Below are 13,582 nucleotides of genomic sequence, written 5' to 3'. Positions count from 1 at the left end.
CCAGGCACACCAAACGGTGTGCCTGGCATCATGTTATGAGGAGGTACAGCATGTTACGAAGACTTTTTTCTCTCCTTCTGGCTGTCCTGGTTTTGGTGGGTACATTTGCCCTTCCTGCCAGTGCGGCCCCCACACTGGAGGAGGCTATGGCGGAGGTCAATGTCTATGCAAAGAACATGGATCTGAACTGGCTCACCATGAATGGTAGTATCAAGACCCAGCACTATACCTACTACAACTACACATCACCCATCTCCGGGGAGACTCAGGAGATCCCGGCCTACTGTGTGGACCCGCGCTTGTACGGAGTCCCTGCTCTGGTGCCGGAGGGGACTGCCATCAAGTATAGCGGGGAGCGTCTGGTATCGGACCCCAAGGTTTGCGGTATCATTGCCAACGGCTATCCCCATATCACGTTGGAAACCCTGGGCGTCAACAACGTGGAGGAGGCCTACTACGCCACCAAGACGGCCCTTTGGATCTATCTGTTGGATTCCTGGTCCCTGGACGGCTTGGGTATCAATCCCAACCTGAACAGCTCGGACCGGGCGGCGGCTGAGCGCGTCCTTCAGGCCACACGAGACATCTACTGGCGAGGAATGCAGTGGGATTCGCTGGTGTCTCCCAAGTTAACGGTCTCCGCAGACCGGGAGACTGCCTATCCGGTGCAAGTGGATGGACAGGCCTACTACCAGCAAATTTTTACTGTGACCAGTGACACCTGGGCTATCGGACAGACGATTGGTCTCACACTGCCTGAAAATGTACCCTCCGGGACCAAACTGGTAGACAGCAGCAACCGGGAAATCGAGGAGGTGCCACTGACCACTACGGGGGATGTGTTCCAGGGACAGTTTATATGCACACCCTGATCGAAGTAATCGCCGACGATCCGGACACTCTGGAACAGCGCATGACCGCGGTGGAAACGCTGTGCGTTGCCTCCGATATGCTGGCCAAGCGGTGTGAGTACAAACATGAGCAGGCGTTTCTCTCTTTCCTTCCGTTGCTGATCTCTGACCCTGACATTGAACGCAAGAGCCGCCGAAATGCCTTGACTTCTGGTGTGGCAGCATCGTTCCCCTTTGCGTCTTTCGAGTTGAGCGACCAGAAAGGCATTTTCCTCGGCCTAAATCTCTACAACCGTTCCCCGGTGTTCCTGGACTTCTATGACGACTACAAATACACCAACGGCAATTTCGCAGGTTTTGGCAATACCGGTGCCGGCAAATCCGTGCTCCTCCAGTGCATTGGAAAGCGTGTGAGGGAGCAGCAGCGCAAGGTAATCTATATTGTCCCGGAAAAAGGACACGAATATATCCCGCTCTGTGAGGCTCTGGGTGGCCAGTACATCAAGCTGGGTCCGTCCTCCGACGACAGTATTGGCCTGATGGACATTCGACGCTTCCGGGACGACCCCTATAATGCCCGTACCAAAGGCCTGCGCCACGACTCACTGATGGCTGAGAAAGTGTCCTGGCTCACCGGATGGTACTCGCTGAATAAGAAAAATCTGACCGAGGAGGACAGAGCCTACATTGATGCCGCGTTGATCGAGTGCTACAACAATTTCGGGATTACCTTCGACAATGCCTCTGTGTTTGAGGAGGACGGCGTGACGCCCAAACGAATGCCCGTCATCAAGGATTGGTATGACGTTCTCATGTCCAAGCCCCAGACAGAACATCTGGCAACGGTACTGACACGCTATGTATCCGGCTCCGCCATCTCCATGGGCGGCCCGTGCAACATCGACCCGGATAATCCCTATACCGTCATCGACTTGTCCGGTCTGCCTGACGATCTGATGCTCCCATGGGTCTATGCAGCCACGGGCTTTGCCACGGACATCATCCTCCAAAACGGCGATGTGGGTACCGCCCTGCTATCAGATGAGCTGTGGAAGCTGGTGGGCGCCCACTCCAATCCGTTGGCTGCCGACTATACGGTGCGCATGGTAAAGCTCATTCGCTCTCAGGGCGGCATTGCCGGCGTTACCTCCCAGGGTATGGCCGATATGATGGCGTTGGACGGCGGCAAGTACGGCAAGAGCATCCTGGACAGCTGCCGCATTAAGGTGGTCATGCAGATGGAGGAGCAGGAGGCCCGGCTCATTCAAAAGGTCTTGAATCTCACCGAAGAAGAGACCAAGATGATTACCCGTTTCCATCGTGGAGAGGGGCTTCTCTGCATCGGCCACAACCATGTTCCTATCGCAGTACATGTATCGCCCAAGGAGTACGACGCCATTACCACTTCGCCCACCGATTTGAGAGCAAGAAATAATCGTTGACCACATAAAGGGCACACCACGCAATCTTGAGTGGTGTGCCTCTGTCGTTATAAATCATCTATTTTGATATCAAGGATAGTACCTCCTTCTGGATGGCCCTTAACGAAAGGAAGGCGATAACGAACTGAAAAGCGTCTTCCAATCGTGTTCCACACCAAAAAGTCAAAATCTATAGTTTGTGTCTCTCCTGAGAGGTGTGGAGTCTCTAAAAAGCAGACTTCGCCTGGAGCAATTACAAATACTTCGGGTGAACTAGTTGCTTCATATGGAATATCGTTAATGGATAATTTGTTGCATACAATGTTATTAACACCAGAGATTCCAATGTTTTTTAAGTGTACCGATATTGTTCCAAACGTTAATTTTTGAGACAATGAAACCGTGATACGGCGCAATCTTCCGGAGTCTGTAAGCCCGCTTCCTATTTGGATGTTTGGGATCATTTTCTCATTTTCTAGCGATAACAGCATCCGAGTTTGTCGGTCTATGTTTTCCTGCAAAAGTAAAAATTTCTTATTTGTGTCTTCTAATATTGCCTCTTGCTCTTGTTGATGCTTATCAGCTTCATCTTTATAACGTTGATTTTGCCAATAAGCTATCCACGCCAATAAAATGGTGCTGATATAAGATAATATGTCGCCAGCGCCCCATACATGTTCAAAAAATGGAAGCGGTGCAGGTATCTTAAACAAGCAATGAATACCAAGAGCAAATAAAGCAGACCAAAGAAGCCATTTCCAAAATTTATCAAATAGTTTGTTCATAAGCACCAAAGTATAAATAATAGATTTATTTTAACAGTCCTAGCTGAATTCATCAATCTACAGTCTATGTTGAGAAAATACACGGAAGTAGCATCATTATATTTACGCGAATCGAGGAATAAATTATGGCACAGCAAAAGGAAAATATCAAACGAATCCAAGAGATTACTTTTGAAGCATTCAAGTCCAGCGGGCGGATCGCTGCCTTGCTGGACCAGAGTTTGGCCCCGTCTGTGGAGTTGTCAAAGGAATTGGAGCAGACTGCCTTCCAAATGGAACAGGGCACTGTAGAGCTGCGGACGCTCTGCGCCCACTATCTGTATCCCACCCAACCCATCGGCTATAAGCCTGTATTGGAGCCTCTGGAGATTGCCGGCCGGGCGGAGTGCAACGAGTTTGGATGGCTGCACATCCAGCTCAACACCCTGCTGCCCAACTGCCGCTTTGCAAGCCCCATATGGATCACTGACACGGTGACCCGTCTTCTGGACCGTCTGGAGCGAAGACATGGAAAGCTCCCCATGTTGAAAGAGGCTCTACTGGTAATCGACGAGCACAGCGACATCCACGGCCGGCAGGTCTATGATCAGGACAACAAGGGCTGGAAGGCGATCTCCAACGCCCTCAAAGGACGAGTGGTCGAGGACGATGACCAGTACACCCTGGGCGTGTGTCTCATCTCCACGCGCTCGTCGGAGCAGGTATGCCATATCTATGTCCTTCCTGGGGCGGATGCCGGGGATTTCTTCTGTATGCGTGCTGATCAATACCCCATCTTCCGTTGATTGCTCCAGACATTTTCCTGCAAGGATTTCGGTTACATTCCGCTGCGCTGGCGGCGGAGATGCCCGATTTCTTCCGTTACATAAGGCGCCCCATTTCAATCCGGATGATCGGTGACTCCCAAGCCGGGATGTAACTGATGGTCCGGCACTTTTTCTATGCGCATACGGCCTTTTGAAGCGTTAGACCATCGGTTACATCTCAAATTTGTAGATGTCCTATGCCACCTACCGTTACAAATGAGCCCTGAATCCGAGAGGAGGGCTACCATGCTTTATGACCGCAGGGACTTTGGCCTGCTCCGTCTGGCAGGAGCCTATCAATGGCTCCCCCTGGCGCCGCTGCGAAGCCGTCGTTCCCTGAAACAGCTTTACCGGGAAGCGGAGCTTTTGTCCGCCCTGGGACTTTTGACCTTTTCCCGCAGCAATCAGTATCTGATGCCCTCCCCGGAGGGTTATCAATTTCTGACCTCCCTGGAGGTCCCCTGTCATGTACCCACCAAACGACCATACGCCCAAAGCCCGGCCCTGCGTCGCCGCTTAGAAGTCGGGACCGTTCTGCTTACCTGCCTGGGGGCAGGAATTGAGCCCGCCTATGACAACGTAGAACGGCTGAAACGGCAGCCTGTGTTTTTGCCCGCTTTCGCTCTTCGCGGCGGAAATGGAAACCTGATGAATGCGGCAAGCTGTGTCGGCTTCGGTCATTGGGGAAACTGTGCTTACCTTCTCCAGTACGCCAGTCGGCAAAGTCCCGGCTTTTTTATGAACAACGAGCTATCCCATCTTCATAACCTGGCCAGCGTGTTCAGCGAACGGCTGGATACGCCCCAGGCGCTGATTCTAGCGGGGGAAAGCTATCGTTCCCTCTATGAGCTAATATCCACTCAGACGCCTTCTGAGCGGAATGGAAAGAAGGGATTTATCGATTACAGTCAGGCTTATCCTCAGCTGGGCATTCCTGTGTCTCTAGTGGCCTGCGATGACACTGGAGTCATGCAGCTGGCGATCATGCGTCAGGAGAACTATCGCGCCCGCATTGCACAAGCGGCCTTTGGCGCCCGGTGGAATCCCAAAGACAGCCGGCTCCCCGAAGCTGACGGCCATGTGGACGGGAATCCGTTTGTAATCGCTGTGGACATGGACCTGCGACGTTTGGAGCGGGTTTGCCGCGATGCCGTCCAACAGAGTCGGCGTGAGATCCTCGTGGCTGCCTTGGAAGGTCAGATGTCCGGGCTTCTTTTGGATCAATTCCCACGGGGGGCTCCGATCCGGGCGCTTCGTATCAATCATCAGGTGCTTGCGGCCGCGTTTGGAGATCGCTGTGTCACAGGCGACCCCTGGCCGGATGAACCGCTGAGATGGAAAGGCGGGCTGGTACATGTTTAGACTATCGGAAAAGTTGGCTCACTTGGAGGACCGCATTTCGGCCCGCTGGGGGAAAAAACTGGACCGCTTTTTGGAGCGGCGCAAGGGAAAGTGGAAACTCTACATTCCTTTGGCGCTGTTTTGCTGGTACTTTTACGGAATGCTGATCAACTCCATTCGCCTGGGCATCGAGTCAACCTTTGGAGGCAATCCGGCCGTTGTGACCACGATCTGGGTGGTCAATCCCTTTTCCAACTGGCTCGCCGTGTTTACCCCCACCGGCCTGGGGGTGACCGGCTTTTGCTTCTTGATGTTTTGCCTCCTCACCAAGAAAGGCTATATTTGGTTTTCCGGCTATAAATACATTCGAGATAAACGTGGGTTTGACATTTTGCCAGACGGTACCCACGGTACCTCCGGCTTCATGTCAAAAAAAGAACAGGAAAAGGTCTTGCTGACCGGTCCGATCTCTGAGCTGTCCGGGACGATCCTGGGGAAGCAGAAGGACGATCCGGACGATGCCGACAAGTACGCCGAATATGTATCGCTGCGTCCCGACAGCGGCCTTACTGAACACATCATGGCTTATGGCGCTACGGGTTCCGGAAAGACACGCGGTCTGGTGAAGCCCTTTATCCTCCAGTGTGCTGCAAAACGGAATACACAGGAAAGTCTGATCTGCGTGGACCCCAAGGGAGAACTCTATGAAAGCACCTCTTCGTTTCTGCGAGAACAGGGCTATGAGGTGAAAATGTTTAATCTTTTGGACATGGAGAACAGCGACGCATGGAACTGCCTGAGTGGCATTGAAAAGGACAAGGATCTGGTACAGTCCATTGCAGAAGTCATCATCAAGAATACCTCTAACGCCAATGAGCGGCAGGACTTCTGGGAAAAAGCAGAGCTTAACCTCCTCATGGCCCTGATGCACTATGTCGCGCCCCAGACGGTTCCTGGGACCAATGAGCTGCTGCCGATCCAGCAAAGGTCCCTGGGCGCCATCTATCGAATGCTGTCCAACGAATCCTTTGCAGATCTGGAGCGGCGCTTTGAGACGCTTCCCAAAAATCATCCGGCATTGGCACCATACGGCATCTTCAAGCTGGCAAACCGCCAGATCTGGGGTAACATCGCCATTGGCTTGGGCAACCGTCTCTCGGTGTTTCAAAACCCGCTGGTAGACAAGATTACTTCCTACAACGAGATCGACCTGACTTTACCCGGCAGGAGACCCTGTGCGTTTTTCTGCTGTATCTCTGCTCAGGATTCTTCGCTGGAGTTTTTAAGCTCGCTGTTCTTCTCCCAACTTTTTTCTCGGCTTATCGACTATGGGCGCCGACACGGAGAGCATGGGCGGCTTCCCATCAAGGTCAATGTCTGTTTGGAGGAATTCTGTAATATTGGAAAGTTGCCCGATTTCAAAAAGGTTTTGAATTTCTGCCGCGGCTCCGGGATCTTCTGCCAACTCGTGGTTCAATCCATCCCTCAGTTGCAGGACCGGTACCCCAAAACCGAGTGGGAGGAGCTCATTGGCTGCACGGATATTCAGATCTGCCTTGGATGCAATGATGTGGATACAGCGACCTATATCTCCAAAAAGTGCGGCATGGTCACCATCAAGGTGGAAAACAATCAGATGCCCCTCCAGCCGCTTTTCTCCCCAGTCTATAATTCCACCCGGCCATACAGCCAGACCAAGAGCAATACCCAGCGCGCCCTTATGCTCCCGGACGAGATCCTGCGGATGGATAACCGGGAGAGCATCGTTTTGCTGCGCGGCCAGAAGCCGTTGAAGCTCTATAAGATCACACCGGAAGAGCATCCCAGCTTTTCCAAGCTGCATGATGTTCGGATCGCCGATTATGTTCCCGAATGGCGCCGCTGGGAAGAGACCGCAAAAACAGAGACCGAGCAGGCTGCGGCACAATCCGCAGAACAGCCGGTTCCGTCTGCAGGCGATCCGGTCCCGACAGTTTCCGAGCCAGAAGCGGCTCACCAACCCGCATCGGATACCGGGAAGTGCACCAGCCAAGAGTGCGAGCGGGCCCCGGAGCCGGACGCTGGCGGTGAGGATCAGCCGGATGTGGATTCTCCCTACGGAGCCTTTGATTTGATTGAAATGCTGCCGGACGAGGTGGGCGGGTCATAGGCAGAGGAGGAAGAAATCTTCCTCCTTTCCCTTTTGCCTGGCAGGACGGCAATCCCCAAATTCGATTGATAGGAAAAGGAGTGAATCACCATGAAGGCAGCACCCATGACAAAAAAGCCGTCTTTCCCGCTGATGAAGCAGGGCGACATTCAAAATATCTACCATCTCCAGATGCCCCGGTGGCTGTTCACGGACTCCAGATACATGGAGCTCTCTTTGGTGGCAAAGGTGGCCTACACCTTTTTGCTCAACCGCTTTCAGCTCTCCAGGCTCAATGGCTGGATCAACGATGACGGCGAGGTGTTCATCGTCTATACCAGACGCTCCCTGGCTGCGGAGATGCAGGTGAGCTACCACAAGATCATCGAGGCCATGAAAGAGCTGTCGGCCTCCGGGCTGATCTGGGAGCGCCGCTGCGGGCGCGGTGACGCCAATCAAATCTACCTGGCTTTGGTCAAGCACGAGGAAGTGGTGGACGGTAGCGCGCCGTTTGTTCCGCCGGAGCACGAGGCAGCCGGCGGAGAACAGCCGGGCTCCATGAATGCCCCGGGCGAATCCCCTGAAGGGCCTGCAGAAGGGGCACCTGCAGCAGAATCACAGGAGGAACAAGCACTGGCCAGAAGTGCCGGCTCAGAACTTCTTGATCCCAACCAGCAGGCACCGGGCGCACCTATGTCTGCTTCAGAAGTTCCAAACAGGGACTTCATGAGGGCCGGGGATGAAACTTCAAGAGGTGCGCAAACAGAACTTGCAGAGATCGACCAGCGGGACCCTAATTATATTGATTCAAGTCATACTGAGCGGATTCATACTGAAGTCAGTCTATCTATCCCACCGGAGGGCTATCCGGAGGGGACGGACAGACTTGGACAGTGGTGGAGAAATCTTTCCGAGCAGGAGCAGTTGGAGCAGATCCTGGAGAACTGTTCGCTATGGCTGTTCGACGCGGAAACGGTAAAGGTGTTTGAAAACGCGATTGAGCGGCTGTTCTACACGAAAGAATACCGCATTGGGCGGGCCGTATTGCCCCAGGCCAACGTACGCTCCCGGCTGTGGGATCTGGACAGCACCACCCTCCAGACTGTGGAGCGAAAACTGCATCAAAATCAGAGGTCCATCAAGAACTCGACCGCCTATACCATGGCGGTCATTTTTAATGCAATCTGTGAGGCACAAAGCGATCTTCTGCTTGACCCCTATCTCAACAGCCTCGGCGGGTATTCCGGCGACGGAGCGTGAGAGGGGGCGGGGCAGATGCTTTTGACGAAAGACCAGCAGTTTCTTCTCGGCGTGCTGCGGGAGACGGGATGGATGCGGCAGGATCAGGTGCTTCCCCTCATGCGGCTTTATGACCCTGCCAAAGTGCAGTCCCACTGCGAAGCCATCCTGCGCCACCTCCGCTACGCCGGTGAGCTGATCCCCATGGACGACGGGCTGATCTGTCTGGCGGAGCTCAGGGGAAAGGGGGCGGACCATGCAATGCTGTGCGCCCTTGACGTTCTCCTCTCGCTGGCGTCTGGACCGCCGATTCAGCTGACCAGCCGGATGCCGCCCTATAAGCTGTGTTTTCTGTTGGAGCGGGAGGGCGGGCGGATCGACGCCTTCGGCGTGCTGCCGGTGGAACCCGGGCGCGAGTCGATCACCGGCATACTCCTAGCCCAGCAGCCCCAGGATGTGACCGTGCTCCTGTTTCTCACCAGTCTGGAGCAGCATCAGCTTCTCCATCTGCGCCAGCGGCACTACTTTGTCATCCGGCAGGAAGGCAGGCTGCGGTTCTTTAAGGGAGGTGATGCCCGGCAATGACACGCAATGGCGGACCAATCTCAAACCATACAGGAAGGAGTCAGACTATGAATTACGACGTACAGGAAGAACGGATGGAGCTCAACGATGGCGGGGAGCAGAGCGGCGCTGTGCTGCTTGAAGATGTTCCCATGGGGGGCACCGCCGGGGAAAGTGAATTTGCCGGTGACGGGGTAAACGACGGTGCTGCGGAAGATGCCGCCTCCTTTGCCGAGCAGGGAGATGGGCAGCTGGAGCCCGATGTTCCCATGGAGGACAGCGGAGAGACCGCTCAGGAGGCCCAGGAGCCCGCGGAAGAGAAACCCAAGCGTAAGCGTACGTCCCGGAAAAAGGCGGCGGAGGGCCCCGCAGAGGCGCCCCAGGAGACGCCCGGTGAGGGCGAATCTGAGGATGGAGACCCTGTGGAGGCCGCCTTGGACGAAGATGCTTCGGATGGGGTAGACGCTTCTGACCCCGGCGGTGAGGAGCATGATGCCGAGACGGCAGCATTTGTTCTGGAGGAAACCGGCGAACCGGCAGATCCGGAAGCAGTGTCCTTGGACGGCGCAGACCCTGGGGGCGCGGAAGAGCCGGCGGACGAACCGGCGTCTGCACCTGCGGCGGCGCCGCCTGCCGGCGGAGCAAGGCCCCGGCGGGTCCGGAGAACGGCCGCTGCAGAAACGGGCCCCAAGGAGCAGTTTGCCAGCAGGCCGCTGAAAAACAAGCCGGCGCTCCTCTCATTGGACCTGAATGAATTGGACCGGGACCTCACGGAGGAAGAGCGGGAGGAATGGAATGCCATCTATGCCTCCTACCGTTCCAAGTCCCTTCTGACTGGGCGGATCATGGGCATTGACACCCACTCCTTCACAGTCCGGAACCGGGAGACCGGCCAGATCGAGCGGCGCAGAATGCAGTGCGCGGTCATCATCAGCTATCGCGTCAAGGTGTTGGTCCCGGAGACGGAGGTGTGGATGCCCGGCCAGGAGCGCCCCCCCTACGTGCTGCGCAATATGACCGGTGCTGAGATCGACTACACCATTATGGACGTGGACCGCGAGGGCGGCGTGGCCATTGGCTCCCGCCGGATGGCCATGCTGGCGCGCCGGCATTTCTTCGATACAGCAAGGAACGGCCACGAGCTTGGAGAAAAGCTTACCTGCCGCGTGCTGTCTGTGGGCCCCAAGCGGTGCCTGGTGGAGTGCGGTGGCCGGGACATGAGCCTGAGCCAGAAGGACTTAACCTATACGGCCACCCCCGATCTCCGGGAGCGGTACCATCCTGGTCAGGAGCTGGACTGCATTTTGAAAGAATACAACCGGCAGTCCGGTCAGATGTGGGTCTCCGTCAAGGAGACCATGGCGAACCCCTTCTTCGGCGCCATCAAACGCCACCCCATCGGCAGCCGCAGACAGGCTGTCATTTCCGGTAAATACGGCGGCGGCGTGTTCTGTACGCTGCCCGATGAAACGGTGTGCCTGTGCCTCTATTCCACCCGCCATTCGGACAGTGACTTCCACGGTGGAGACACCGTGATCCTGGCGATCAAGCAGTTCGACTACGAGCGCCACCTAATTTATGGGCGCATCTTGTCCAAGTGGTGAGTGGCATGGGGCAGGATAAACAGCTTTTGGAGGATCTGCAGACGCTGGTAGGGTGTGACTACCTATCTGATCTGCGCTTTCTTCCTGATCGAGGGCCCATTCATACGGCTATCAGGCAGCTTTGTTCTGAGGACTATTCTCCTGCGCAATGGAAAGAAGCGATATGTTATCTGCTTTTTTAGCTGCAGAATACAGGCTATGAACGATAATCGGTCCCCTGAGATTTTGCTCAGGGGGCCGATTTTTTGTTTTTATTGACAACCAAGTTCATTACTTCAAGTATCTTGCAAAAGCTCTGCTGCCATGTCTACAGAGAGATCTTCAAAGGTGTTTCGATATGCACGGAGCACCTCAGGGACAGTCTTGTTTTTTCGATTTCACTCAGGTATTCCTTGACTGTCATTTATAAGCCATCCTTTCTACTCGGTACATGGTCACTAGAATGTGTTCTTTTTCCTTTTGGGGCTTATCATAGATTCTACAAGATGTCAATATGGTACCGCATTAGTCTGAGTCGCAACTTGATAGCTTTGGCATAGTTCATCGTATGTGTATGTGACTTGGGGGAGAAGTTTGTTTCCTGTAGGTGTAGTTTATTGTTACGCTAAGAAAACCGGTAAATAGGAGGTATAACCCGACGAAATAGCATGTAGTAAATCATCTGCAGCCTCGCCTAAGCACCGAAGTGGCGATCCGATTTTACGCCCCAAGCTTTGAGGGTTACAAAATAAGAATCAGTTATGCATATGTTTGAATTGAGAATATAAAAAACGGGCAACCAAAACTTTGGCTACCCGTAAAAATGTGTACTATTGAGCGATTTTATCTAAAAGTTTTAATTATACAGATTCAATCTGAGCGTAATCCACCATGATAGAATCTGTCTTGGAGTCATTGCGGACAACAAAGCAATAATTTCCGTCCATGCCAATTGTGATTGAGGTGCGATGTGCATACTTCTTTTCAGTAGCATTATACACGTAAGTAGTGTTGCCCAGACGGTCATATCCGATGGAAATTTTTGCCGCAAAGTCGAGGGCGACAACTACATCCAAAACGTCACCTTTCTCTAAGGTAAAACGGTCTCCATCTTCATTATAGTATTTTTTTGTTCCAGCAGCAGGGATTCTCGCATAGCCATAATCATACAGGGGCATCGGGACGACATTCCCATCTTTATCGTACGTTACGGAGGTCATGGGACGTCCATCAAAGGTGAAATTGCTTTCTGACCCATCAGCATGTTTAACAGACACCCCGATAACCGCGCCCAGCTGATCGGCCTGCTCCTGAAATTGCTGTGCCATATTATCTGCAGGCACTTCGGCCGCAGAAGCAAAACTGGTGATGGAAAGACACATGGCCAAAGTCACAAACAATACGCCAAATCGCTTAAATGCTTTCATAAGATATTAACCTCCATTGTTAATTAAAGTACGGACGCTTCGATCAAATACATGCTGTCGATACAGTAGTTGATCAGATAGAAATTATAGACACCATCCACTGGTGCGGAAAAAGAAAACTTGCCTGTTTGCTTGAGCTTATAGATTTCTTCTCCCGTTAATTCATGCATCTCACCATTGCAGATATAGCCGATTTCAGCAGTCTGTCCTTTGCTTTCATAATGCTTTACCTGAGCCATCTGCAATTCTAATTCAAGAACGTCTCCTTGTGACAGCTTCCAGCCGGTTCCATTTTCGGAAAAAACGCACATATCCCCATTGTAGATTCGTATAGGCGCATCTGCGTATTTTCCAACGGCAATATCTAACTGCTCAAACCCATACTCATTAATATTCTGGGAAATATTAACCGACGGTTCAACATCTCCATCCACGACAACACCACCACTATCCTGAGGATAGACAGGAGTAGTCGACACAGGAGATGCTGCACCTATCAAAAGGCTGGAAGACATCACAAGCACAAGAACGATGGCAAGCAACAACGCCTTGGGGCTAGTCCTTCTTGTCTTCATAATCAAAGCAATCCTTTCATGCAGGTCAGTCTTCGAACAACAAGGATACAAAACTGTAAGAGTGCTACATTCTATTGCATCTAAGATGGCGCTTGCATATTCTTTATTTGATTGATACCCCAATTTCAAAACTGTCATTCTATCACAGTCGATCTCTATGTCCTTAGACAATAAAACGAAAAGCAACCATGCAAACGGGTTATACCAATGCAGACACACAACCAGAATAGAGAGACACTTTGTAAAATTGTCTCCGCGCTTAATATGCGTGTATTCATGCATCAAAATCACTGGTACATCTTTGTCCTTAATCGAGGTTGGTAGAAGAATAACTGGCCGCAAGAAGCCATAAGTCAAGGGGGTTAAGCTTCCAGAATAATCCTTGACCGTTATCTGTCTACTCACATTGTTGTTGTTCAGCCATTCCGTAACTGCGCTACGCTGAGAATTTGTTGATTTGAAAAACCTAAGCTGCCAGTAAACCCAAAGAGCAATAAAAACACTCACCAAAAGGATGGAAATGATGATCCAAACCAACTGAATGGAGTCCAAGTCTAGTATCAAATCTTTTTCAACGTTAGGACTGTTGAGATTTGGCGATCCGATGGTAGATTTTACTTCCTGAAGGTCTGTATACGATGGAGTAGTGAATGTATAAGAGCTATTAGGGGCTTTAGGGAGCGAGAAAAGCCCTAAAACATTCGTAACCTGAACTGGCAGTAAGAACCGTGCTATCGCAAAACACCACATTCCTGTCAAAAAGCCTGGAGGTCCATGGTGTTTTACAAGTTTCCGGACAGCCAAAATAAACAAAACAAAGAAACTCCCATATAAAGAGGTTTCTGCCCAATACATCATAGTA

11 protein-coding genes are annotated in these 13,582 nt (G+C 52.5%); 8 read left to right on the top strand and 3 right to left on the bottom strand.

The features are described from left to right. Positions 1–50: 50 nt before the first annotated feature. Both ACEVJL_RS04695 and ACEVJL_RS04690 read left to right on the top strand, forming a co-directional pair. Positions 51–872 (top strand): thioester domain-containing protein, encoded by an 822-nt coding sequence (locus ACEVJL_RS04695; RefSeq protein WP_374737050.1) that lies wholly within the window; start codon positions 51–53, stop codon positions 870–872. Then, positions 860–2,293, top strand: a complete 1,434-nt coding sequence (locus ACEVJL_RS04690; RefSeq protein WP_374737049.1) for a VirB4 family type IV secretion system protein — start codon at positions 860–862, stop codon at positions 2,291–2,293. Before ACEVJL_RS04695 ends, ACEVJL_RS04690 begins: the two co-directional genes overlap by 13 nt. A 47-nt stretch (positions 2,294–2,340) precedes the next feature. Here ACEVJL_RS04690 and ACEVJL_RS04685 read toward each other — a convergent pair whose 3' ends face one another. Further along, positions 2,341–3,057 (bottom strand): hypothetical protein, encoded by a 717-nt coding sequence (locus ACEVJL_RS04685; RefSeq protein ID WP_374737048.1) that lies wholly within the window; start codon positions 3,055–3,057, stop codon positions 2,341–2,343. A gap of 125 nt (positions 3,058–3,182) precedes the next feature. On the opposite strand from ACEVJL_RS04685, the gene ACEVJL_RS04680 reads away from it, so the two are divergent. From ACEVJL_RS04680 to ACEVJL_RS04655, 6 genes are all read left to right on the top strand, one after another. Further along, complete coding sequence (locus tag ACEVJL_RS04680) at positions 3,183–3,842, top strand: hypothetical protein (RefSeq protein WP_374737046.1); 660 nt, start codon at positions 3,183–3,185, stop codon at positions 3,840–3,842. 267 nt (positions 3,843–4,109) lie between these two features. After that, positions 4,110–5,225 (top strand): hypothetical protein, encoded by a 1,116-nt coding sequence (locus ACEVJL_RS04675; protein WP_374737045.1) that lies wholly within the window; start codon positions 4,110–4,112, stop codon positions 5,223–5,225. Further along, positions 5,218–7,353 (top strand): VirD4-like conjugal transfer protein, CD1115 family, encoded by a 2,136-nt coding sequence (locus ACEVJL_RS04670; RefSeq protein ID WP_374737043.1) that lies wholly within the window; start codon positions 5,218–5,220, stop codon positions 7,351–7,353. Before ACEVJL_RS04675 ends, ACEVJL_RS04670 begins: the two co-directional genes overlap by 8 nt. Positions 7,354–7,443: 90 nt before the next feature. Beyond that, positions 7,444–8,592: a replication initiator protein A gene (locus tag ACEVJL_RS04665; RefSeq protein WP_374737042.1), complete on the top strand. Its 1,149-nt coding sequence runs from the start codon at positions 7,444–7,446 to the stop codon at positions 8,590–8,592. A 15-nt stretch (positions 8,593–8,607) separates the two neighbouring features. Then, positions 8,608–9,156, top strand: a complete 549-nt coding sequence (locus ACEVJL_RS04660; RefSeq protein ID WP_087389072.1) for a DUF5697 family protein — start codon at positions 8,608–8,610, stop codon at positions 9,154–9,156. A gap of 47 nt (positions 9,157–9,203) precedes the next feature. Continuing rightward, positions 9,204–10,739: a hypothetical protein gene (locus ACEVJL_RS04655; protein ID WP_374737041.1), complete on the top strand. Its 1,536-nt coding sequence runs from the start codon at positions 9,204–9,206 to the stop codon at positions 10,737–10,739. 839 nt (positions 10,740–11,578) lie between these two features. On the opposite strand, the gene ACEVJL_RS04650 is transcribed toward ACEVJL_RS04655, so the two are convergent. Together ACEVJL_RS04650 and ACEVJL_RS04645 are read right to left on the bottom strand one after the other, a co-directional pair. Then, positions 11,579–12,145: a hypothetical protein gene (locus ACEVJL_RS04650; protein ID WP_374737040.1), complete on the bottom strand. Its 567-nt coding sequence runs from the start codon at positions 12,143–12,145 to the stop codon at positions 11,579–11,581. A 23-nt stretch (positions 12,146–12,168) separates the two neighbouring features. After that, positions 12,169–13,578, bottom strand: a complete 1,410-nt coding sequence (locus ACEVJL_RS04645) for a M56 family metallopeptidase (RefSeq protein WP_374737039.1) — start codon at positions 13,576–13,578, stop codon at positions 12,169–12,171. Positions 13,579–13,582 lie beyond the last annotated feature (4 nt).

Source organism: Flintibacter porci (genome assembly GCF_041925195.1).
GTDB classification, from domain to species: domain Bacteria; phylum Bacillota; class Clostridia; order Oscillospirales; family Oscillospiraceae; genus Lawsonibacter; species Lawsonibacter porci.
Note: the sequence above shows the minus strand (reverse complement) of the source record. Positions and strands in the feature narration are given on the sequence as shown.